Here is a 20,621-nt window from a genome sequence, read left to right on the forward strand (position 1 = left end):
ATGATCGGTATGGTTCTTGTCACCCACGGACGGCTGGCCGAGGAGTTCATCGCCGCGCTGTTCCACGTGGTGGGCGAACAGCAGCAGGTGCGCGCCGTGTGCATCGGCCCGGACGACGACATGGAACAGCGCCGCCAGGACATCCTGAACTCGGTGGCGGAGGTCGACGACGGGTCGGGTGTCGTGGTGCTGACCGACATGTTCGGCGGCACGCCGTCCAACCTCGCCATCTCCATCATGGACAAGGCGAAGGTGGAGGTGATCGCCGGCGTCAACCTGCCGATGCTGATCAAGCTCGCCAGCGTGCGGAAGACCGAACCGCTCGACAAGTCGGTGATCGCCGCCCGCGATGCCGGGCAGAAATACATCAACGTCGCCTCCACCCTCCTGTCGGACTGAAACCGCCCTCGATGAGCCCTCCCGACGAAACGGCGCCCGCCGACGGCGAAATCCGCCGCACCGCCACCATCACCAACCAGCGCGGCCTGCATGCCCGCGCCTCGGCCAAGTTCGTGAAGCTGGTCGCCACCTTCGACGCCGAAATCTCGGTGCGCCGCGGCGAGTCCGTCGTGTCCGGCGAGTCGATCATGGGGCTGATGATGCTGGCTGCCGGCCCCGGAACCACGGTGGAACTGCGCGCGACCGGCACGGACGCAGACGCGGCGATGGACGCCCTCCTGGACCTGATCAACCGCAAGTTCGATGAAGAGTGATCTGCCCTCCACCGGCGCGGCCAACGGCCCCGTGGCCGGTCCCGATCGCGGCGGCTCCGGCGGCGGTTTTGGCGGCGTCCCCTCGTCCGAATCTTGGAGCGGCTCGGCGCGCGCCCTGCGCGGCCTGGGCGTGTCCCCCGGCATCGCCATCGGCCCGGCCCATGTGGTGGAAAGCGGCGCCGTCGCCATCCCCGAATACACCGTCGAACCGCAAGCCGTCGAGGCGGAGGTCGCCCGCTTCAACGAGGCGGCGGCCAAGGCGCGGCGCCAGATCAAGAAGCTGAAGAGCAAGGCGCTGGTCCTGCCCGATTCGGCGTCGGAAGAGATCGGTTTCCTGCTGGACGCCCACCTGTCGATGGTCACCAACTCGCGCCTGACCCGCGGGGTGGAGCATCGCATCAAGCAGGACCGCGTCAATGCCGAGGTCGCCATCCAGGCGGAGATCGCCGCCATCGCCGCAACCTTCGCCGGCATGGACGACGCCTATCTGGCCGGCCGCATCGACGACATCCGCGAGGTCGGGCGGCGGCTGACCCGCAACCTGATGAAGCAGGAATACCGGGCCTTCAGCAACCTGCCTCCCGGCAGCATCATCCTGGCGGAGGAACTGACCCCCGCCGACACCGCCCTGCTCGACCCCACCGTCGTCGGCGGCTTCGCCACCGTGCTGGGCGGGGCGGAAGGGCACACGGCGATCCTCGCCCGTTCGCTCGGCCTGCCGGCGGTGCTGGGCGCGCCCGGCCTGCTGGCGGGGGTGCGCAACGGCGTGACGGTGATCGTCGACGGCCTGCAGGGCCGCGTGCTGATCGACCCGCCGGCCGATGTGCTGGCGGAGTATGGCGAGCGCCGGGCCGCGCGCGAACGCGAGCGCCAGGGACTGAAGAGCTTGCGCAAGCTGCCGGCCGTCACCCGCGACGGCACCGCGGTGACGCTGATGGCGAACCTGGAGCTGCCGCGCGACCTGGATCAGGCGCTGGAGCATGGCGCCCAGGGCATCGGCCTGCTGCGGACCGAGTTCATGTTCATGAACCGCGACCATCTGCCCGACGAGGATGAGCAGTACGGCGTGCTGCGCACCATGATCGAGGGGATGGGCGGCCGCACCGTCACCGCCCGCACAATGGATCTGGGCGGCGAGAAGCTGGCCGGCTGGATGGCGGGCCGCTATGGCGAGCCGGCCAACCCCGCTCTCGGCCTGCGCGCCATCCGGCTCGGCCTGCGCGAACCGAAGCTGCTGGAAACCCAGCTCGCCGCCATGTTGCGGGCCGGGGCGCATGGGCCGCTGCGCATCCTGCTGCCGATGATTGCGTCGGTGGCGGAGGTGCAGAAGGTGCGGGAGATGATGGGGCAGGTCGCCCGCCGCCTGCGGCGCCGCGGCATCGCCATCGCCGACCCGCTGCCGCCGGTGGGGGTGATGGTGGAGGTGCCGGGAGCGGCCCTGTCGGCCGACGCGCTGGCCTATGCCGCCGATTTCTTCGCCATCGGCACCAACGACCTGACCCAGTACACGCTGGCCATCGACCGTGCCGACGAACAGGTCGCCACGCTGTACGACCCGCTGCATCCGGCGGTGCTGCGGCTGATCCAGTTCACCATCGAGGCGGCCTTGCGTGCCCGCATCACGGTGTCGGTCTGCGGCGAGATCGCCGGCGACCCGCGCTACACCGCGCTGCTGCTCGGTCTCGGCGTGCGCGAACTGTCGATGGCGCCGCTGGCGGTGCCGGCGGTGAAGAAACGCATCCGCTCGCTCGACCTGATGGAGGCGAGCAAACGCGCCCGCGTCATCATGGACCAGAGCGACAGCGGACGGATCGCCACACTGCTCGACGACTTCAACGCGATCCTGTAAGCGACGGAGGGGAGCTGCTCCGCAAGTCTCCCCTCATTCCTCCTCATCCTCCTCCGAATCATCCTCCTCCCCCTCCGGTGTCGGCGATACCGCCGCACTCCGCCCCACCTCCCGCTCCAGCTTCTCGATCTGCTCGGGGTGGCTGATCTCGATCATCGGGCCGTTGCGCAGGGTGATCCAGCCGCGCACGCGCACGCGCCGCCCTTCCAAGGACAGCGGGTCGATGCCGGCGCGGGTGACCTCGCGCATCGCGGCACGGCCGATATGGACGGTGACGTCGCTGCGCCAGTCGGTACCGAAATCCAGCCAGGCCTCGCCGCCGCTCTTGGAGATGGCCAGCACCACCCCTTCCACCAATTGAAAGCCGTCGCGGTCGCGGGCGAGGTCGTCGGGATCGGCGGCGTCGCGAACCGCATAGACCCGGCTGCGCCAAAGCCCGCGCCCGGCGTTGCGCGCGGCGTCCTCGCCGGCCAGCAGTTCGGCGGCATAGGCGCGGGCGTCGGGCCGGGTGTGGACGCGGGCCAGCCCACGGACGACCAGGGCCGATTGCAGCCACAAGCCGTCTTCCCGCACCAGATTGGCAAGCAGCCGGCCATGGCGGTCGACCGGCGCCGGCCCGTGCAGGGCGACGCGGCGGCCGAGCGCCAGTTCGGACAGCGCCCTGGTCGCCGCCTCCGCCAGCGGCCAGACGCGGCCGTCGGCGGGACCCGCGCTGCGTGGCGGCTTGGCGGCTTCGATCCCCGCCAGCCGGACGCGGCGGCCGTCCTCCAACTCCAGCGTGTCGCCGTCCAGCACGGCGGTGACGCGCAACGGCTCCGCCGACGCGGCACCGGTCAGCAACAGCCAACTCAGCAGCAGAACCGGCAAGCCCACAAGCGGGAGCGGGACAAGTCGCATGGAGATCGCCGTCTTTGCGGAACAACCGCCGCCGGGCGGGGTTTTGACCGGTATGCCGATCCACGCCCCCTTCCGCAAGCCGTTCCGTGCCGCGCTGGCAGCCCTCTGTCTGGCCGTCACGGCACCCGCCCTGACCGCCCCCGCCCCGGCAACGGCCGGGCTGCTGGACAATGTCCTGTCCGGCGACGAGTCGGCGCTGGGCGCGCAGGAGCATCCCAAGATTCTGGCCCAGTTCGGCGGGGCGGTGAAGGACGCGCGGCTGCAGGGCTATGTCGAGCAGCTGGGCCGTAAGCTGGCCTCCACCACGGCGCGGGCGCGCGAGCCCTGGACCTTCACCGTTCTGGACAGCGACGTGGTCAACGCCTTCGCCGTGCCCGGCGGCTATGTCTACGTCACCCGCGGCCTGCTGGCGCTGGCGAAGGACGAGGCGGAGGTGGCCGGCGTGCTGGCGCACGAGATCGGCCACGTCACCGCCCGCCATTCGGCGCAGCGCCAGACCCGGCAGACCATCGCCGGCATCCTCGCCGCCGGGGTCGGGCTGGTGTTCGGCAACGACACGTTGGCGCAGCTGGCCGGGCTGGGCGGCACCGCGGTGGTCGCCAGCTATTCGCGCGAACAGGAACTGGAGGCTGACCAGCTCGGCGTCGAGACGCTGCGCCGCGCCGGCTATGATCCCTTCGCCATGGCGACCTTCCTGGAAACCCTGCGCCGCGACAGCCAGTATGGCGGCTTGCGCGCCGGCAACAAGGGCGAGGGCGGCTTCGACTTCTTCGCCAGCCACCCGGCGACCGAGGAGCGCGTGCGCCGCGCCGCCGAGCTTGCCCGCGCGATCCCGCAGGGCGGCGCTCGCCCGCGCGATCCTTACCTGGCCGCGGTCGACGGCATGGTCTATGGCGACAGCCCGGAGAACGGCTATGTGCGCGACCGGACCTTCGCCCACCCGCAGCTGGGCATCGCCTTCACCGTGCCGAAGGGCTATTCGCTGCTGAACGGCGCGGAACAGGTGATCGCCAAGGGACAGAACGGCGCCGCCATGGCCTTCGACGGCGGATCGGCGGCCGGCGTCTCCGACCCGGCGTCCTTCCTGACCGGGGTGTGGGGGAAAGGGGCCAACCTGTCCAACCTCCAGCGCATCACCATCGGCGGCATGCCCGCCGCCACCGCCACCACCCGCGGCGAGGCGGAGGGCGAGAGCGCGGACATCCGGCTGGTGGCGATCCGCATGCCGGACGGGCGGATGTACCGCTTCACCTTCCTGGCACCCGCGGGAAATCTGGCTCGTTTCGATACCGATTTCCAGGCGACGGCCAACAGCTTCCATCAGTTGACCGCGCAGGAGGCCGCCCGCTACCGCCCGCGCCGCGTCCAGGTGGCGACGGTGCAGCCCGGCGACAGCGTCGAAGGCTTCGTCCGCCGCATGCCGCAGGAGCCCTATGCCGAGGAACTGTTCCGGATCATCAACGACCTGCCCCCCGGCACGCCGCTGCAAGCGGGGCAGCGGGTGAAGGTGATCGTCGGCGAATAGGGGTGGATGGGCGCGCCGGCAAACATCAGCTTGGCCGCATGAAATCCGCGTAAGGATACAGCCCGCCGGGTTGCTCCGGAACGTACGTGCGGGTAGGCTGCGGCGCATGCCCGACAGCCCTTCAGCACGCGTACAGTTGCCTCTGCCCGCTCCGGCGCCGGCCGCGAAATCGGCCGGGCAGGCGGGCACCAGGGCGCGGGCGAAGTTGGCGCCGGAGCCGGCTGGACGGCGACGGCTGCGGCTGCCGATCGCCGCGGTGCTGGTCGCGGGGTTCGGGTCGCTGATGCTGGCGGCGGTCGCCAGCGTCCTTGTCCTGGGACTGGTCAGCGCCAGCACCAACACCTTCGCCCTGCTGAACGACAAGGCCGATCTGGCACTGGCGGGGGTGGAGGTGCGGGTGCGCCACCAGCTTGACCCCGCGCGGGAAATGGCGCGCTTCGTCGCCGGACTGGTCGAGCGCGGAGACCTGCAGGCGAATGACGGCACGGCGATGACCGACACCCTGCGCGGTGCGCTGGCCGGCGCGCCGGACGTGACGGGACTGGCCTTCATCCGCCCGGACCTGACCGGGGTCCGCGTCGGCCGGCTGAACGGCGGGCTGGTGGCCGAGCCCTTCGACATGCAGGGCGAGAGCGATATCCCGCCGGAGGTGCTGGACGGCCCCAACCGCAGCGCCGCCACCTGGGCAGATCCACGCTGGTTGAAGGAAGCGCAGAACAGCTTCCTCACCCTGTACCAGCCGGTGCGGCGCGACGGCCGCTATCTGGGACAGGTGGCGGTCGGCGTGTCGCTGGGCGATCTGTCGCGCTTCCTGTCGGTGCTGTATGTGGAGCAGGGGCTGAACGCCTTCGTGCTGTACGACCACGGCCATGTGCTGGCTCACCCGGCGCTGGTCGGCCGCAGCTTCGATTTTTCCGGCAAGCTCGACGGGCCGCCGCTGCCGCGGATCGATCAGGTGGACGACCCGGCGCTGGCGGCGCTGTGGACCAGCGGGGTCCCGGTCCAGTCGCTGAAGAAGCGGGTGGAGGCGCGCGGTGTGCGCGTGCTGGGCAGCGACTACATGTTCCTGACCCGCAGCATGGCGGGATACGGCCAGCAGGACTGGATCATCGGCATCGGCTATCGCGACGGCGAGATGGGCGTCGAGATCCGCCGGCTCTACATCACCGGCGCCGTGGGGCTCGCCATCCTGCTGGTGTCGGTCGGGGTGGCGCTTCTGGTCGGGCGGCGGATCAGCCGGCAGGTGGCCCGGCTGGCCGAGGCCGCCGACCGCGTCCGCGCCTTCGAATTCCGCGCGATCCCCGATCTGCCGGATTCCCGCCTCCGCGAGATGGCGCGCGCCGCCGCCGCCTTCAACGCCATGATCGCCGGCCTGCGCTGGTTCGAGACCTATGTGCCGAAGGCGCTGGTCCTGCGCCTGATGCGCCAGCGCGAGACCGAAGGCGGGCTCGATTCCGTGCAGCGCGAGGTGACGGTGATGTTCACCGATATCCGCGGCTTCTCGCGCATGGCCGAGCATATGGCCGCCGCCGACACCGCCGCCCTGCTGAACGAGCATTTCACCCTGCTCGCCGCCTGCATCGAGGCGGAAGGCGGCACGGTGGACAAGTTCATCGGCGATTCCCTGATGGCCTTCTGGGGGGCGCCGGAGGCACAGGAGGACCATGCCGTCCGCGCGCTGCGCGCCGCCCTTGCCATCCATCACGCGATCCGCGCCGACAACCGCCGCCGCGTCGCCGCCGGGCAGGCGCCGATCCATGTCCGCGTCGGCCTGCACAGCGGCCCGGTGGTGGTGGGCAACATCGGCTCCGACAGCCGGATCAACTACACCATCGTCGGCGACACGGTGAACGTCGCCGCCCGCATCGAGGAGCTGTCGGGCGGACTCCAGGGCGATGCCGAGGTGATCGTGCTGACCAGCGGCGTCACCGCCGCCAAGGGCAAGGATGCCGTTCCGCTGGTCCGCCAGGGTGGCCGCTCCCTGCGTGGCCGCACCGGCATGACCGAACTCTGGCGCCTGGTGCCGGAGGAGGAGAAGAAGGACGCGGCGAAGGCGGCGGCGCCGTCCGGAGCCAACGCAACGCCAACTCCAGCGCCTTCTCCCGGACCGGCAGAAGGCGTCAAGCCGGAATTCGTAGGTAAGGATACGCCCTGAACCGGGGCGGTGTATTCAGCTAAGTCACTGACAAAGCTGGAAACACCCTCCCCTCCATCCTTACGTCAACGCCAGCCGCGCCGGCCGCCGCGGCGGTCGTCCTCGTCGAACAGCTCGGCCAGCTTGTTCATCATCGTGCCGCCCAGCTGCTCCGCATCGACGATGGTGACGGCGCGGCGGTAGTAGCGGGTCACGTCGTGGCCGATGCCTATCGCCACCAGCTCCACCGGCGACCGGGTCTCGATCTGCTCGATGGTCTGGCGCAGATGGCGTTCCAGATAATTGCCGGCATTCACCGACAGGGTGGAGTCGTCCACCGGCGCGCCGTCGGAGATCACCATCAGGATGCGGCGCTGTTCCGGCCGGCCGAGCAGGCGGTTGTGCGCCCACTGCAGCGCCTCGCCGTCGATGTTCTCCTTCAGGATGCCTTCGCGCAGCATCAGGCCCAGATTCTTGCGGGCGCGGCGCCACGGCATGTCGGCGGCCTTGTAGACGATGTGGCGGAGGTCGTTCAGGCGGCCGGGATGCGGCGGCTTGCCGGCGGCGACCCAGGCCTCGCGCGCCTGCCCGCCCTTCCAGGCGCGGGTGGTGAAGCCCAGCACCTCCACCTTCACCGCGCAGCGCTCCAGCGTGCGGGCGAGGATGTCGGCGCTCATCGCGGCGATGGAGATCGGCCGGCCGCGCATCGAGCCGGAATTGTCGATCAGCAGCGACACCACCGTGTCGCGGAAATCCATCTCCTTCTCTGCCTTGAAGGAGAGCGGCAGCACCGGGTTGGCGACGACGCGGGCCAGACGGGCGGCGTCGAGGATGCCCTCTTCCAGGTCGAAGTTCCAGGAGCGCTGCTGCTTGGCCATCAGCCGGCGCTGCAGCCGGTTCGCCAGCTTGGAGATCACGCCCTGCAGATGCTGCAGCTGCTGGTCCAGCAGATGGCGCAGCCGCTCCAGCTCCGCCGGGTCGCAGAGGTCGGCGGCGTCCACCACCTCGTCATACTGGGTGGTGAAGGCCTTGTAGGCGTTGGGATCGGGTTCGTTGCGGCGGTTGGCGTCGTTGCGCCAGGGCTGGCCGGGACCGGCGGGCTCCTCCGCCCCCTCGCCTTCGCCCATCTCCATGTCACCTTCCTCGCCGGCGCCTTCCTCGGCGCTGTCGCCGGCCTCCGAGGAGTCCTGCATCTCGGACGAGGCCATGGATTCGGACTCGGACTGGTCCTCGTCCTGGCCGCGGGTCTGGCCGCTCTCGGGCGAATTCTCATCCTCGGAGGACTGGGTCTGCTGGTCCTCCTCCTCTTCCTGGTCGGCTTCCTGACCGACTTCCATGTCGAGGTCGGCCAGCAGCCGGCGCACGGCCTTGGCGTAGGCCTCCTGATCGCCGGCATAGTTGGCCAGCCCCTTCATGTCGCGGCCCAGCCGCTCCTCGATCCAGGGGCGCCAGAGATCGACCGCGTGGGCGGCGGCGGGCGGTGGTGCTGCTCCGGTCATCGCCTCGCGCGCCATCAGCCGCAGCGCCTCGGCCAGCGGCACCTGCCCGCGATCCTCGACACGGTCGAGGCCCTGGCGGGTGTAACGGTCGTCCAGCGCCGCCTCGAGATTGTGTGCGACGCCGGCCATGTCGCGGCTGCCCAACGCCTCGCAGCGCGCCTGTTCCAGCGCGTCGTAGGCTTGGCGCGCCGCATCGCCCAGCGGCATGCGGTGGGCATGCACCGTGGCGTCGTGATAGCGCAGCCGCAGCGCCACGGCATCGGCCGCCCCGCGCAGCTTGGCGACCTCGACCGGATTCAGGTCGCGCGCCGGCAGCGGCACCCGAACCCGCTGGCCCGACAGCCCCGGCGGATCGGACGAAAAGCCCACCTGCACCTCCGCCCGGCGGGACATGGCGCGCACCGTGGCGGTAGTGGACCGCTTGAAGGCCTCGACGGGGGAGTCGTTCTGGGTGGTCATCGCGGGGCGTCTTCGGGTTGTGGTACCGGCTTCGGACAAGGTCGGAGAGCTGCGGGCAAGATTGACACGGATTTCACGGATTTGGGCACGGATTTCACGGATTTTCTAATGTGCCAGTACTCGCTTGACCGTAAGGCTTGGTCCGGCGAAGTTGAACAGAAGGCCAACCGGCAATCCGCTTGCCCGCAGATAGTTCAGAACTTGGCGGCTGTGGGCTTGGATCAAAGCCTCGCAAACCTTCAACTCCACGATCAACCGCTGTTCGACCACGAGATCCGCAAAATAGCTGCCGACGGGATCACCTTTGTAAAGCACCTTGAAAGGCACTTCCGTGGCAGCCGTCAAACCGGCGTCGGATAACTCACGAAACAGGGCCTTTTTATAGACCTGCTCTGCGAATCCATGGCCCAATGCGGCATGAACCGCAAAGGCGGCACCGATGACCCGCTCGGTCAAGCGGTCGAGATCGGCACCCAGGCTCACCTTCATCCGTGAAATCCGTGTTTAAATCCGTGAAATCCGTGTAAATCCTTGTGTGCTGCGCCCCGACTTCAGGAGGGAAAGCAAGGGCGCAGGATCGTCACACGAGGTTCGCCTGGACCCCCGTCTCCGGCAGTTCGACGCCGAAGCAGCGCTGGTAGTATTCGGCCACCGTCGGCCGCTCCACCTCGTCGCACTTGTTGAGGAAGGTGATGCGGAAGGCGAAGGCGACGTCGTTGAAGATGCGCGCGTTCTCGGCCCAGGTGATGACCGTGCGCGGGCTCATGACGGTGGAGATGTCGCCGTTGATGAAGCCGGCGCGGGTCAGGTCGGCCAGCCGCACCATCGACGCCACCGTGTCGCGGCCCTTGGCGTCGTCATAGGACGCGACCTTGGCCTGGACGATCTTCATCTCGGCGTCGACCGGCAGGTAGTTCAGGGTCGCCACGATGTTCCAGCGGTCCATCTGGCCCTGGTTGATCTGCTGCGTGCCGTGGTACAGGCCGGTGGTGTCGCCGAGGCCGACGGTGTTCGCGGTGGCGAACAGGCGGAAGGCCGGGTGCGGGCGGATGACGCGGTTCTGGTCGAGCAGCGTCAGCTTGCCTTCCACCTCCAGCACGCGCTGGATCACGAACATCACATCCGGACGGCCGGCGTCATACTCGTCGAACACCAGGGCGCAGGCATGCTGCAGGGCCCAGGGCAGGATGCCCTCGCGGTATTCGGTGACCTGCACGCCGTCGCGCAGAACGATGGCGTCCTTGCCCATCAGGTCGATGCGGCTGATGTGGCTGTCCAGGTTGACACGGATGCATGGCCAGTTCAGCCGCGCCGCCACCTGTTCGATGTGGGTCGACTTGCCGGTGCCGTGATAGCCCTGGACCATGACGCGGCGGTTGTAGGCGAAGCCGGCGAGGATGGCCAGCGTCGTATCCCGGTCGAACCGGTAGGCGCTGTCGAGGTCGGGCACATGCTCCGAGCGCTGGCTGAAGGCCGGCACCTGCATGTCGCTGTCGATTCCGAAGACCTCGCGCACCGAGACCGTCGTATCGGGCTTGTGGTCGAACAGGGCCGAGCTGGCCTGGGTCGCTCCTTGGGAAGCCATGGGTGGTTTCTTACGTTCCAGCGAGTGTCGGTTGTCCAGCGGCCGCGGGGTTGACCCGGCCCGCCAACGGAGGTTCAGGCAGCATAACAGGCTTTCAGCGTATTGTAGGCCTGATTGATTTCTTTCAGGCGTTCTTCCGCAGCCTTGTCGCCGCCGTTGGCATCGGGATGGTGCTTTTTCGCAAGCTCCCGATAGCGTGCCTTGATGCGCGTGAAGTCCACGGGCGGTGTCAGTTCCAGGACGGCAAGCGCCTTTTCCTCTTCGGTCCGGGCGTGGCTCCGCCGGTGCGCCTTTTCCTCGTCCTTCGTCTTGCCGGCATCCTGGCCGAATTCGAAGCTGAAGCCGTTGACCACGCGCTCGCGGATGAAGCGCTCCTGCGTCGCCCATTTGCCGAGCGGCCAGCTCGGCCGCTGCCAGGTGGTGTCGCGCCGCACCTCCGCCTCGATCTGGTCGGTGGACATGCCGGCGTAATAGTCCCAGGCGCGGTTGTACTCCCGGACATGGTCCAGGCAGAACCACCAGTACTCGTTGAGACTGCTGCGGCTTTTCGGCGCACGGTATTCGCCCGCGGCGACGCACTCAGGGTGGTCGCACACACGGGTGGCCGCACGCGGGGCGGCGTAGCTGTCGTAACTGGAGCGGGCGCGGTTCCTGGTCATCGGGCAAGTATGGGAAGAGCCGATGCCTCTGGCAAGCACGCCGAATCAGGCTTCCGTCATCCGCAACGCGCGGGTCGCGGCGCTTGACAGACGATGAATCGCACCCTCTCCTTTGCGGTGCGGATCGCCGGGGGGAGCCGCTCCTCCGCCGGCCGCCCTTCCACCGCTCATGCGAGAGAAACCGGAACCCCGCCATGGAATACGCCACCCGCATCCGCGAGAAGCTGACCGCCGGACTGGCGCCTGATCGTCTGGAGGTGGTCGACGACTCCGCCCGGCACGCCGGCCATGCCGGTGCGGACGCCGCGGGCGAGACCCATTTCCACGTTACCGTCGTCTCCGCCGCCTTCGCCGGCAAGTCGCGGGTGGAGCGCCAGCGCATGGTCTATGCCCTGCTGGCCGACGAATTGCGCGAGCGGGTGCACGCGCTGGGCCTGACCACCCACGCCCCCGGCGAAGCCGGAGCCTGACCGCCGCTTCGCTTCCCTCCGCGTTTCAACACTCGGTTCCCGCCTCTCAAGTAACGCGCGGTTGAGGGGCTGAAATTGCATACATATGAATGCAACTATGAGTCGATTTTAGAAAATGTTGTAAGAATGAGACGCGCGTGCGTGGTTGCAATTCCCGCTGCGTTTAGTAAAGTGCGATATATGCAACCATTTATCGCGCCGTGGCGGACACAAACTTCGCATGTCCGCCGGCGGCTTCGTGGAAGGGGCTGCGGATGGCGAAGCGTGGGCCGAAGAAAAAGCGGGTGAACACCCCACAGGCAGGGGTGGAACCATTGAGAAGCCAGAACATCATGATCGGCGGTCATCGCACGAGCATGCGGCTGGAACCGTCGATGTGGGATGCTCTGGAGGATATCGGCCGTCGGGAAGGACTGACCGTCAATCGTCTCTGCACGCAGATCAAGGAACGGATCGAGGAGCAGGCTCGCCGCCGCGGCATCAACCCCGAGGAAGCGGACGTCACCCTGACCTCCGCCGTGCGTGTCTTCATTGCGTCCTACTACCGGCGAGCTTGCACCGAGGATGGTCATGTGCGCGCCGGCCATGGCGGCAGCGATCCGTTCATCGGCACGCCATTCGAACTGCCGGCTGTCGATGACGTCGACGGCGGCCAGTCCGCGGTCGCGGCAGGCGGCAGCTTTCCCACCCCCGGCGGCCAATCGGCGTCGCCAAGCACCCTGCTGGAGGCATAAAGGCGCGCCGCGACCTGGCCACCGGCCGCAGTCCGCCTTTCCTTCCGCTGTTTTGCAGAGCGGCGTCGCCTATTCCGCCGCTTCCTCGCGGGCGGAGTCTTCGCCTTGCTCGCCGGTGTAGTGGGCAGGCCAATGTTTGCGCACCACTTCGCCGTTGCTGTCGAAGATGTGGCACATGTTCAGCAGGACCGGCCGTTTGCCGTCGTCGTGGGTCGGCTTGCCGGCAGCTTTCGCCCGTTCGGCCGCCTCGCGGGCCAGGATCGGGTAGACTGTCTGGAAGGCGGTGGTGGCCAGCGGGCCCAGCAGCTCCACCAAATGGGTGCAGCCCTTCGGCCCGCCCAGCCGGTCCTTGACCGCACGGGTCCAGCCCGGACCGATGCGCAGGCCAACCAGCTTCTGGAACTGCGGCGTGATGCTGCCGCAGGCGTTGTAGGGGCTGTGCTGGGTGACCGCCTCCACCGCCTGGACGGTCAGCTTGTCGTCGACGGTCAGGCGCATCCACATCTGGTGGATCGGCGTTCCCGGCTCCAGATGTCCGCGCTCCTCGGTATGGAACCCATAGCTCTTGACGTCGGTCAGGTGCCCTTCGATGTCCCACAGCCCGTCGGTGCGCCGGAATCCCTGGCAGGTGACGCGGCGGGTGTGGATCGGCTCGCGCGCGGCGGGGGCGGACAGCGAGGGCGCGGACATCGGGCTTTCCAGTTCATCAGGTAGAATGGCTCACCATCGACTATCGGCGGGGCCGGGCGCCCGGTCAACCCGACCCCGCCGCAACGCAGCGTTACCTATAGGTCAGCCTTGCGGTCACCGTTGCGTTCAGCCGAGCCTGGCCTCCGCCGAATAGCCGCTGCCGAACATGTAGGCCTCGCGGCTGCGCAGTTCGTCCTCCAGATGGGCGCGGACGACGGCGAACAGGTCGCGGATCGACACCATGCCGACCACCTCGCCATCGACCGCGATGGGCAGGTGGCGGTAACGGCGCTGTTCCATCAGGTCGAGCGCGGAGAGTGCCGTGGCCGAGGGTTCCAGTGTGTCGGGATTCTCGGTCATCACGGCCGACAGCGGCGTGGTGTCGGGGTCGAGTCCGGCGGCCACCACGCGTACGGTCATGTCGCGTTCGGTGACGATGCCTTTCAGCGTCCGCCCTTCGGTGACCAGCACCGCAGCGATGCGCTTCTCTGCCATCAGCGTGGCGGCATCGCGGACGGTGGCGCCCGACGGCAGGCAGGACAGCTCCTGGTTCTTGATGACATCCGGCATCAGTCGACGTGTCGGCATGTGTCCCATCTCCCTCGTGATTGCAGGTTTTGTGGACGAACGATGCACTCGACCGCGATTTCGCAGCGCGGTAATGCCGATCCTGTCAGCTTGATGATCTGATAGTCAATAGAACTGATTGTTAAAAACCATACATGTTTCCGGATTGGTTTTCGCTTCCGCCGGTTTTACTGCGGAGAATCAAGCCGCTTGCGCAGCCCTTCGAAGCCGCTGGTGTAGATGCCGGCGATGGTCTTGCGCGCTTCCGCATCGGGGGCGCCGCTGGCCTCGAAGCTGGAGGACCAGGTGATGCGGGTGGTGCGGGCATCCACCGCGCTGAGCCGGATGGTGGAACTGTAGTTCTTCACCGGCAGCGGTCCGCTCAGCAGCGTGTAGCGCAGGCGGTGCTTGGCGGCGGAGACGGCCATCAGCCGTTCCTGGATGGCGCCGCCGCCCTTCAGGGCGAGGTCGCGTTCCTGAGTGCCGCCGGTCTTGCGCAGGGTGCAGCCCTCCACGGCCGGATGCCAGTCGGCGATGGCGCAGAAGGGCGCGATCTGTTTCCACACCTGCTCGATCGGCGCCTTGATCGTCGCCTGCTCGCGCACTTCCAGCGCCATGGCCGGTGCCGCCACCAACAGCAGAGCACCCAACGCCGACATGCCCGCAATCGCCTTCATCGCCCATCCTCCCTTGTCCGCCGCGACGGGACGGCCGCGGTCTTGGTCGGGAGTATGGGCGGGCAACGGCGAGGGCGGCTATTGTGCGAAAGACTGACTATCCGCAAATGCTCGATCAAAGGGATGCGGGTATCAGGCTGGGGTCACCGCCTCTTCCAGAACGGAGCGGACGGCGGCGGCATCGACGTCGCGACGGGTGAAGGCGTTGCCGATGCGGTCGGCCAGGATGAAGGTGATGCGGCCGTCCTGCACCTTCTTGTCCTTGGCCATCGACCGCACCAGCCCGTCCACGTCCCAGGCGACGCCGGGGATGTCGGCCGGGCGTACCGGCAGGCCCACGTCCGCCAGATGGGCGCGGGCGCGCTGGGCATCCTCCGCCGGGCAAAGCCCCAGCCGCACCGACAGGTCGAAGGCGAGCACCATGCCTATCGCCACCCCCTCGCCATGCAGCAGGGTCTGGCCGAAGCCGGTCGCCGCCTCCAGCGCATGGCCGAAGGTGTGGCCCAGGTTCAGCAATGCCCGGTCGCCGCTCTCGCGCTCGTCCACCCCGACGATGTCGGCCTTGGCACGGCAGCTGACGGTCACGGCATGGCGCCGGGCGTCGCTGTCGCCGTCCACCACCCGCCGGCCGTTCTGCTCCAGCCAGGCGAAGAAGTCGGGCTGGCGGATCAGGCCGTACTTCACCACCTCGGCGTAGCCGGCCAGCACTTCGCGCCGCGGCAGGGTGTCGAGCGTGGCGGTGTCGGCGATGACCAGCCGCGGCTGGTGGAAGGCGCCGATCAGGTTCTTGCCGTGGCGGCTGTTGATGCCGGTCTTGCCGCCGACCGAGCTGTCGACCTGGGACAGCAGCGTGGTCGGCACCTGGATGAAGTCGATGCCGCGCAGGGCCGATGCGGCGGCGAAACCGGTGATGTCGCCGATCACCCCGCCGCCCAGCGCCAGCAGGACGGTGGACCGTTCGATGCCGCGGCCCAGAATGTCGTCCATCAGCTGCTGGAAATGGCCGAAGTCCTTGGTCTTCTCGCCGGCCGGCAGGACGATGGCCGGCTGCGGCGCGATCCCTGCCTCCAGCATCGCGGCGTTCAGCGTATCCAGATGCAGCGGCGCCACGTTGGCGTCGGTCACCACGATGGGCGCCCGGCCGCGGGTGACGGCGGCGATGCGCTCGCCCGCATCGGCCAGCACACCGTCGCCGACCAGGATGTCGTAGCTGCGGGCGCCCAGCTCCAGGCGGACGGTGTCGAGTGCGGCCGGGGTGGTGGCGGAGACGGAGGTCATCGGGGCAGTCCGCGAGGCTGGAGGTTCAGGAAAGGGCGTGGGGACCAGCCGTCAGGGGGCGTCGGCCTTGGGGGCGTCGGCCTTGGCGGCCCGGCCGCCGCGCGGCTGGCGGTGGGGGAGCTGGACGCCGAAATGGGCCTCCAGCGCGTCGATCACCAGTTCAACCGTCACGTCGGGCGGGCGTTCGTCGCTGACCACGGTCAGGTCGGCCTCGGCATAGACGGGATAGCGCTGTTCCATCAGCCGGCCCAGGATGGCGCGCGGGTCTCCCTGGTTCAGGATGGGGCGGTGGGTGCGCCGCGCGGTGCGGGCGACCAGGACGTCCAATTCGGCGCGCAGCCAGACCGAAAGGCCGTACTGGCGGATGGCGGCGCGGGTGTCCGGGTCCATGAAGGCGCCCCCGCCGGTCGCCAGGATGTGCACCGGCTCGTCCTTCAGCAGGCGGGTGATGATGCGGCGCTCGACGGAGCGGAAGACCGGCTCGCCGTCGCGGGCGAAGATCTCGGCGATGGTGCAGCCAGCCGCGGCCTCGATCTCGGTGTCGGCGTCGCGGAAGGGCAGGTGGAGCCGTGTCGCCAGCCGGCGCCCGATGGCGCTCTTGCCGGCACCCATCAGCCCGACCAGCACCACGGTGCGCGGCAGCAGCGGTGTCTTGTCCTCCGCCGCTCCGGCCCCCGTTTCCGGAAGCAGGGCCGCCGTCGCCTTGTGCAATCCCGTCACATCCATCTGATCCGCCACCCGTACCCGCAACTCCGCTGTCCGCCCGATCCAGCGGGACAGCCGTCATACCGCTGAAACAGACAACACTCATACCCGCCGAAAGCTGGCCGGCACAAGCGCGCTCCCAGCCGTCGTTCCGAAAAGCCGGCCCCGTCAGCTGGTCCGAAAAGCCGGCCCGAAAGCCGGGTGGGCGGGTTGCGCGGCGGTCCAACCTGTGGCTACACTGCGCCGCCGCCGAACGGAGTCTCCGTCGGCGGCGCTCCCGGTCGCCGGGTCCGCCGCGGCCGGGGTGCGGATGCTTTAGCAGAAAAGCCATTGCTTGTCCCAAGCCCTGCGACCGCCGGGCGTGGTAGCTCCGCTCCGATCCGCTGTTTTCCGACACAACGCGTCCTTGGTGCCATGAGCCGGTTTCTTTCGATCCTCATCGTCCTGCTGTTGCTGGTGATCGCCGGTGGCATGGTTTTCCTCGCCTCGTGGGACCTGCCGGCTCCATCGAAGACGGTGGAGAAGGTTTTGCCGGATGAGCGCTTCCCGCGCTGAACCCCGACCATCGGCCGGAGCTGTTTCGTATTCGGGCTCCCCGCTTTCGGCCACCCTGCTGCTGGCCGGACTGCTGGCGGCCGGCTGGACGGTCACCGGCTGGACGGTCACCGGCTGGACGGTCACCGGCTGGATGGCGTCCGCCGCGGCACAGGTCGTCGGCCCGCCGATCCGGCTGGCACCCGACGCCGGGATGCAGGCGCCTGATTCCTCCCGGTCTCCCTCTCCGACCCCTGCCGCAACACCTGCGGCTGCGCCCGCCGTCGTCCCGGCCTACCCGCCCGCGGTCACTCCGCCGCCGCCCGTGTCCCCCGTGGTGGCGCGGCCGGCTCCGGTCGCCCGCGAGGCGCTGGGCGCGCCCGATCCGGATGGGGCGGGGACGCTGAGCGGGCTGCAGGGGCTGGGCGCCGACCCCTGGCGCGGCATCGGCCGGGCGGAGCTTCTGCCGCTGATCGCCGCTCTTCCTGTCGACACCCCCTCCCCCGCCGTCAAGGCGCTGGAACGCCGGCTGCTGCTGAGCGCCGGGTCACCCGCCGTCGCGGAGGGAGAGGTGCCGCCGCTCCGCCGCTTCGGTGCGTTGCGCATCGAGAAGCTGGCGCGCATCGGCGATCCCGCCGGGGCGGCCGATCTGGCGGCCCTGCTGCCCGCGGCGCTGGCAGTGGACGAGGTGGCCGCGAAGGCGCTGACCGATGCGGAACTGGTGCGCGGCGGCATGGACTGCACACGCGCGCTCGCCCGCGGCAAGAGCTTCGCCTCCGCCTATTGGACCAGGCTGGCTCTGTTCTGCCATGCCCGCGTCGGCAACCGCGCCGGCATCGACGAGGCGCTGGCGACCCTGCGCAACGGCGGCGCCCGGCGGTCCGACCCGTTCCTGATGGTGGCCGATGCGCTGGCCGGCGCGGCGGTGCCCCCTGCCCGTTCGCTGATCCTGCACGGCGACCCCGAAGGACTGGCGCTGACGCTGGCCGCGATGCGGACGGCGCGGATCGGGATTCCGCCCGACCGGCTGCCGCTGGACAACCCGCCGGCCCTGGCCGCCATCGCCACCAACCCGTCCACCGATTCCGCCACCCGCGCCGCAGCCGGGGAACGCGCGGCGGCCTCCCTGTTCCTCGACGCTCGCCAGCTGCTCGACCTCTATGTCCAGGTGCCGCCGTCCGGCGACGAACTCTTGCGGGTCAGGGACATCGCCCGGCGCGACCGCGGCGCCCGCACCCGTGCCCTGGTCCATCAGGCGATGGCGGCGGCGATGGATGGGCAGCGCCGCCTCGCGCTGGCCTCCCTGGCGGTGGAGCTGGTGGACCCGCGCCTGCGCGCCGGGTCGGTCGGCGGTGCGGCGGCCGGGCTGCTCGACACCGTGTCGCCGAGCGGGGACGCCGCGACCCTGGCTCCGGCGGCGGCACGACTCTATTACGCGCAGGGCCGGCTCGATCAGGGGCGGCGTTGGCATGATCTGGCCCTGCGCAGCGGGCGGAGCGCCGACACCGCATGGCTCTGGCCGCTGGCGGTCGTGGCGACAGGGCGCGGCGCCGACGATCCGCGTGCGCTGACCGCCTGGCTGGAGGAGGCGCTGCGCGGCGCCGACGGTCCTGCCCGCAGCCGCATCGCCGGGCAGCTGGCCCTTCTGCAGGCGACGGGCGTCGCGGTACCGGACGAGGCCTGGATGCAGGCCACCGACGGCGCCGGTCCGCCCAGCGGCAGCGATGCCGGGGTCGATCCGGCGCTGTGGCAGCGGCTGGGCGACGCCGCCGCCGGCGGGCGGGTCGGCGAGACGGTGGTCGCCGCCCTGCTCCTGCTGGGGGAGGCCGGGCCTTCCGGCCTGCCGCCGGTGGTCACCGCGCGGGTGGCGGCCAACCTGAAGGCGGTGGGGCTGGAGCAGGACGCCCGCGCCCTTGCCCGCGAGGCGATGGCGGCCATTGCCGGACCCGCCGCTCCCGATCCCGCCCTTTCCGCCCCCGCCCTTTCTGACCGGGGTGCGCAATGACCTCATGCACCGAAAGCCTGCCATCACGATGACCGCCCCCAAGAGTCCCGCCAAGCGGCGGGGCCGGCCGTGCAAGCCGCGCCCGCTCGCCACCTCCCCGCATCTGGACGCCTTCCTCGACATGCTGACGGCGGAGCGCGGGGCGGCGGTGAACACGCGGCTGGCCTATGAACGCGACCTTGCCGACCTGGGACGCTGGCTCGCCCAGCGCAGCGTCGCGCTGGAAGCGGCGGGCACCGAGGATCTGCGGGCCTATCTGGCGGTGCAGAGCAAGGACGGCGCCCCGCGCACGGTGGCACGGCGGCTGTCGGCGATGCGGCAGTTCTACCGCTTCCTGCTGTCGGAAGGCCGGCGGGTCGACGATCCCGCCTCGCCGCTCGACAGCCCCAAGCAGGGCCGTCCGCTGCCCAAGATCCTGACGGAGGCGGAGGTCGGCGCCATGCTGTCCACCGCCGAGGCGCGTGGCGGGCCGGAGGGGCTGCGGCTGGTGGCCCTGCTGGAGGTGCTCTACGCCACCGGCCTGCGCGTGTCGGAGCTGGTCGGCCTGCCGATGACCGCCATCATGCGCGACGGCCGCGGCCTGCTGGTGCGCGGCAAGGGCGGCAAGGAGCGGATGGTCCCGCTGTCCGACCCGGCGCTGGCTGCGCTGGCCGCCTATATTCCCTTGCGCGGCCATTTCATTCCGCCGGCCGCCGGTGCCGAGGCCGGGCACAGCCCCTTCCTGTTCCCGTCACGCATCTCTGCCGAAGGACACCTGACGCGCCAGCGCTTCGCTCAACTGCTGAAACAGCTGGCCATCGAGTCCGGCATCGACCCGGAGAAGGTCAGCCCGCACGTCCTGCGCCACGCTTTCGCCACCCATCTGCTGGACCATGGCGCCGACCTGCGGTCAGTGCAGAAGATGCTGGGTCATGCCGACATCGCGACGACTCAGATCTACACCCATGTGGTGACGGAACGGCTGAAGAAGGTCATGCACGACCACCACCCGCTCGCCCGCCGCAGGGTGGAGGAGCCTTCGGAGGGGTGATGGAGGTAAGGATGGGGAGGGAGGTGCGGGCTTCGATTGCCCCCACCCCGACCCTCCCCTGCTCTCAGCGGACCTATGGTCCGCCTGCCGCGTCAGCACAAAGCGAATCTTTGTGCGAGAGCTGGGCGGGGGAGGGGGTAAGTGCTTGTGCGGAAAGGCGGCGGCAGTCCCTCCCCTGCGAAGCGGGGGAGGTTAGGTGGGGGCATCGTCAGCCGACACCTCCCCCGATCCTTACTTCTTCTCCAGCATCAGCGTGCCCTGACGGGACACCTTGTTCTTGATCTTGTCGGCCAGCAGGGCGAGCGCCCAGGGCAGCTGAACCTCCATCTCGACGCTGTCGTCCAGCACGTCGATGTGGCCGGCGATGGTCTGGGCCAGCGCCACGACGCGGAAGTTCAGGCGGTCGTCGGTCCAGCTGTCGTCGACGCTGGCGGACACGGCGCTGAGACGGGCCCGCGCCTCGCCCATGCCGTCGACCAGCCGGCGCTTGGCCTCCGCCCGGCCGAGCGAATGGGGGATGGACAGGGTCAGGGGCTTGGGCATCGTCGGCGGCTCCGCACTGCACAGGATCGGATGGACAAGGATAACGCCGGCGGCGGGTCTTGGGTCCC

The 20,621-nt window shown here is 69.4% G+C and carries 21 protein-coding genes; 10 read left to right on the forward strand and 11 right to left on the reverse strand.

All coding sequences use genetic code 11. The features are described from left to right. The 3 genes from FZ983_RS12115 to ptsP are packed head-to-tail and all read left to right on the forward strand — an operon-like array spanning position 1 to position 2,562. A complete protein-coding gene (locus tag FZ983_RS12115; RefSeq protein WP_042690507.1) occupies positions 1-399 on the forward strand; it encodes a PTS sugar transporter subunit IIA in 399 nt (132 codons plus the stop codon). Between the two features lie 11 nt (positions 400-410). Beyond that, positions 411-713, forward strand: a complete 303-nt coding sequence (locus FZ983_RS12120; RefSeq protein ID WP_149223804.1) for an HPr family phosphocarrier protein — start codon at positions 411-413, stop codon at positions 711-713. Beyond that, a complete protein-coding gene (gene ptsP / locus FZ983_RS12125; protein WP_149223805.1) occupies positions 703-2,562 on the forward strand; it encodes a phosphoenolpyruvate--protein phosphotransferase in 1,860 nt (619 codons plus the stop codon). The genes FZ983_RS12120 and ptsP overlap by 11 nt, the downstream gene beginning before the upstream one ends. 33 nt (positions 2,563-2,595) lie before the next feature. Here ptsP and FZ983_RS12130 read toward each other — a convergent pair whose 3' ends face one another. Further along, a complete protein-coding gene (locus FZ983_RS12130) occupies positions 2,596-3,459 on the reverse strand; it encodes a thermonuclease family protein (RefSeq protein WP_247883721.1) in 864 nt (287 codons plus the stop codon). Here FZ983_RS12130 and FZ983_RS12135 point away from each other — a divergent pair. Both FZ983_RS12135 and FZ983_RS12140 read left to right on the forward strand, forming a co-directional pair. After that, entirely contained in the window at positions 3,458-4,984 is a 1,527-nt protein-coding gene (locus tag FZ983_RS12135; RefSeq protein WP_149223806.1) for a M48 family metalloprotease, read from the forward strand. The two genes, FZ983_RS12130 and FZ983_RS12135, sit on opposite strands and share 2 nt — an antisense overlap. Positions 4,985-5,120: 136 nt before the next feature. Next, positions 5,121-7,139, forward strand: coding sequence for an adenylate/guanylate cyclase domain-containing protein (locus FZ983_RS12140; RefSeq protein WP_247883722.1), 2,019 nt, complete (start codon positions 5,121-5,123; stop codon positions 7,137-7,139). A gap of 65 nt (positions 7,140-7,204) precedes the next feature. Here the strand turns inward: FZ983_RS12140 and cobT are convergent, their stop codons facing one another. The 4 genes from cobT to FZ983_RS12160 all read right to left on the reverse strand — a co-directional run bounded on the left by cobT (position 7,205) and on the right by FZ983_RS12160 (position 11,320). Continuing rightward, positions 7,205-9,076 carry a cobaltochelatase subunit CobT gene (gene cobT, locus FZ983_RS12145; RefSeq protein WP_149223808.1) on the reverse strand — a complete coding sequence of 624 codons (1,872 nt, stop codon included), beginning with the start codon at positions 9,074-9,076 and terminating at the stop codon, positions 7,205-7,207. Between the two features lie 105 nt (positions 9,077-9,181). After that, on the reverse strand, positions 9,182-9,565 hold the full coding sequence (locus FZ983_RS12150; RefSeq protein WP_149223809.1) for a GxxExxY protein: 384 nt from the start codon (positions 9,563-9,565) through the stop codon (positions 9,182-9,184). Between the two features lie 91 nt (positions 9,566-9,656). Beyond that, positions 9,657-10,661, reverse strand: coding sequence for a cobaltochelatase subunit CobS (cobS, locus tag FZ983_RS12155; protein WP_111067384.1), 1,005 nt, complete (start codon positions 10,659-10,661; stop codon positions 9,657-9,659). A 74-nt stretch (positions 10,662-10,735) separates the two neighbouring features. Next, a complete protein-coding gene (locus FZ983_RS12160; RefSeq protein WP_149223810.1) occupies positions 10,736-11,320 on the reverse strand; it encodes a DnaJ domain-containing protein in 585 nt (194 codons plus the stop codon). Positions 11,321-11,514: 194 nt separating this feature from the next. Here FZ983_RS12160 and FZ983_RS12165 point away from each other — a divergent pair, with 194 nt between their 5' ends. Both FZ983_RS12165 and FZ983_RS12170 read left to right on the forward strand, forming a co-directional pair. Beyond that, on the forward strand, positions 11,515-11,790 hold the full coding sequence (locus tag FZ983_RS12165; RefSeq protein ID WP_085087049.1) for a BolA family protein: 276 nt from the start codon (positions 11,515-11,517) through the stop codon (positions 11,788-11,790). Positions 11,791-12,044: 254 nt separating this feature from the next. Beyond that, positions 12,045-12,524, forward strand: coding sequence for a ribbon-helix-helix domain-containing protein (locus tag FZ983_RS12170; RefSeq protein WP_247883723.1), 480 nt, complete (start codon positions 12,045-12,047; stop codon positions 12,522-12,524). Positions 12,525-12,593: 69 nt separating this feature from the next. On the opposite strand, the gene FZ983_RS12175 is transcribed toward FZ983_RS12170, so the two are convergent. The 5 genes from FZ983_RS12175 to FZ983_RS12195 all read right to left on the reverse strand — a co-directional run bounded on the left by FZ983_RS12175 (position 12,594) and on the right by FZ983_RS12195 (position 16,462). Beyond that, the gene (locus FZ983_RS12175) at positions 12,594-13,214 is read right to left on the reverse strand and encodes a DUF2889 domain-containing protein (protein WP_149223811.1); all 621 of its coding nucleotides are present in this window, start codon (positions 13,212-13,214) and stop codon (positions 12,594-12,596) included. Between the two features lie 126 nt (positions 13,215-13,340). Continuing rightward, positions 13,341-13,802 (reverse strand): CBS domain-containing protein, encoded by a 462-nt coding sequence (locus FZ983_RS12180; RefSeq protein ID WP_149223812.1) that lies wholly within the window; start codon positions 13,800-13,802, stop codon positions 13,341-13,343. A gap of 167 nt (positions 13,803-13,969) precedes the next feature. Beyond that, positions 13,970-14,458, reverse strand: coding sequence for an SRPBCC family protein (locus FZ983_RS12185; RefSeq protein ID WP_149223813.1), 489 nt, complete (start codon positions 14,456-14,458; stop codon positions 13,970-13,972). Between the two features lie 132 nt (positions 14,459-14,590). Beyond that, positions 14,591-15,736: a 3-dehydroquinate synthase gene (aroB, locus tag FZ983_RS12190; RefSeq protein ID WP_149223814.1), complete on the reverse strand. Its 1,146-nt coding sequence runs from the start codon at positions 15,734-15,736 to the stop codon at positions 14,591-14,593. Positions 15,737-15,787: 51 nt separating this feature from the next. Next, positions 15,788-16,462 carry a shikimate kinase gene (locus FZ983_RS12195; protein ID WP_149224041.1) on the reverse strand — a complete coding sequence of 225 codons (675 nt, stop codon included), beginning with the start codon at positions 16,460-16,462 and terminating at the stop codon, positions 15,788-15,790. 393 nt (positions 16,463-16,855) lie between these two features. Between FZ983_RS12195 and FZ983_RS34055 the strand changes: the two genes are divergently transcribed. The 3 genes from FZ983_RS34055 to FZ983_RS12210 are packed head-to-tail and all read left to right on the forward strand — an operon-like array spanning position 16,856 to position 20,010. Continuing rightward, positions 16,856-16,996 (forward strand): hypothetical protein, encoded by a 141-nt coding sequence (locus tag FZ983_RS34055; RefSeq protein ID WP_167331734.1) that lies wholly within the window; start codon positions 16,856-16,858, stop codon positions 16,994-16,996. Next, positions 16,977-18,980 carry a hypothetical protein gene (locus tag FZ983_RS12205; protein WP_149223815.1) on the forward strand — a complete coding sequence of 668 codons (2,004 nt, stop codon included), beginning with the start codon at positions 16,977-16,979 and terminating at the stop codon, positions 18,978-18,980. The genes FZ983_RS34055 and FZ983_RS12205 overlap by 20 nt, the downstream gene beginning before the upstream one ends. 4 nt (positions 18,981-18,984) lie before the next feature. Then, the gene (locus FZ983_RS12210; protein WP_149223816.1) at positions 18,985-20,010 is read left to right on the forward strand and encodes a site-specific tyrosine recombinase XerD; all 1,026 of its coding nucleotides are present in this window, start codon (positions 18,985-18,987) and stop codon (positions 20,008-20,010) included. Between the two features lie 231 nt (positions 20,011-20,241). Here the strand turns inward: FZ983_RS12210 and FZ983_RS12215 are convergent, their stop codons facing one another. Beyond that, entirely contained in the window at positions 20,242-20,553 is a 312-nt protein-coding gene (locus FZ983_RS12215) for a polyhydroxyalkanoic acid system family protein (RefSeq protein WP_149223817.1), read from the reverse strand. Positions 20,554-20,621: the final 68 nt, after the last annotated feature.

This window comes from Azospirillum sp. B21 (assembly GCF_008364825.1).
In the GTDB taxonomy this organism is placed as follows: domain Bacteria; phylum Pseudomonadota; class Alphaproteobacteria; order Azospirillales; family Azospirillaceae; genus Azospirillum.

What these genes read in the sequence shown, in the direction of transcription:
- FZ983_RS12115 (WP_042690507.1), top strand. Translation starts at nt 1, where the DNA reads ATGATCGGTATGGTTCTTGTCACCCACGGACGGCTGGCCGAGGAGTTC.
- FZ983_RS12120 (WP_149223804.1), top strand. Translation starts at nt 411, where the DNA reads ATGAGCCCTCCCGACGAAACGGCGCCCGCCGACGGCGAAATCCGCCGC.
- ptsP (WP_149223805.1), top strand. Translation starts at nt 703, where the DNA reads ATGAAGAGTGATCTGCCCTCCACCGGCGCGGCCAACGGCCCCGTGGCC.
- FZ983_RS12135 (WP_149223806.1), top strand. Translation starts at nt 3,458, where the DNA reads ATGGAGATCGCCGTCTTTGCGGAACAACCGCCGCCGGGCGGGGTTTTG.
- FZ983_RS12130 (WP_247883721.1), bottom strand. Translation starts at nt 3,459, where the DNA reads ATGCGACTTGTCCCGCTCCCGCTTGTGGGCTTGCCGGTTCTGCTGCTG.
- cobT (WP_149223808.1), bottom strand. Translation starts at nt 9,076, where the DNA reads ATGACCACCCAGAACGACTCCCCCGTCGAGGCCTTCAAGCGGTCCACT.
- FZ983_RS12150 (WP_149223809.1), bottom strand. Translation starts at nt 9,565, where the DNA reads ATGAAGGTGAGCCTGGGTGCCGATCTCGACCGCTTGACCGAGCGGGTC.
- cobS (WP_111067384.1), bottom strand. Translation starts at nt 10,661, where the DNA reads ATGGCTTCCCAAGGAGCGACCCAGGCCAGCTCGGCCCTGTTCGACCAC.
- FZ983_RS12160 (WP_149223810.1), bottom strand. Translation starts at nt 11,320, where the DNA reads ATGACCAGGAACCGCGCCCGCTCCAGTTACGACAGCTACGCCGCCCCG.
- FZ983_RS12165 (WP_085087049.1), top strand. Translation starts at nt 11,515, where the DNA reads ATGGAATACGCCACCCGCATCCGCGAGAAGCTGACCGCCGGACTGGCG.
- FZ983_RS12170 (WP_247883723.1), top strand. Translation starts at nt 12,045, where the DNA reads ATGGCGAAGCGTGGGCCGAAGAAAAAGCGGGTGAACACCCCACAGGCA.
- FZ983_RS12175 (WP_149223811.1), bottom strand. Translation starts at nt 13,214, where the DNA reads ATGTCCGCGCCCTCGCTGTCCGCCCCCGCCGCGCGCGAGCCGATCCAC.
- FZ983_RS12180 (WP_149223812.1), bottom strand. Translation starts at nt 13,802, where the DNA reads ATGCCGACACGTCGACTGATGCCGGATGTCATCAAGAACCAGGAGCTG.
- FZ983_RS12185 (WP_149223813.1), bottom strand. Translation starts at nt 14,458, where the DNA reads ATGAAGGCGATTGCGGGCATGTCGGCGTTGGGTGCTCTGCTGTTGGTG.
- aroB (WP_149223814.1), bottom strand. Translation starts at nt 15,736, where the DNA reads ATGACCTCCGTCTCCGCCACCACCCCGGCCGCACTCGACACCGTCCGC.
- FZ983_RS12195 (WP_149224041.1), bottom strand. Translation starts at nt 16,462, where the DNA reads ATGGATGTGACGGGATTGCACAAGGCGACGGCGGCCCTGCTTCCGGAA.
- FZ983_RS34055 (WP_167331734.1), top strand. Translation starts at nt 16,856, where the DNA reads ATGAGCCGGTTTCTTTCGATCCTCATCGTCCTGCTGTTGCTGGTGATC.
- FZ983_RS12205 (WP_149223815.1), top strand. Translation starts at nt 16,977, where the DNA reads ATGAGCGCTTCCCGCGCTGAACCCCGACCATCGGCCGGAGCTGTTTCG.
- FZ983_RS12210 (WP_149223816.1), top strand. Translation starts at nt 18,985, where the DNA reads ATGCACCGAAAGCCTGCCATCACGATGACCGCCCCCAAGAGTCCCGCC.
- FZ983_RS12215 (WP_149223817.1), bottom strand. Translation starts at nt 20,553, where the DNA reads ATGCCCAAGCCCCTGACCCTGTCCATCCCCCATTCGCTCGGCCGGGCG.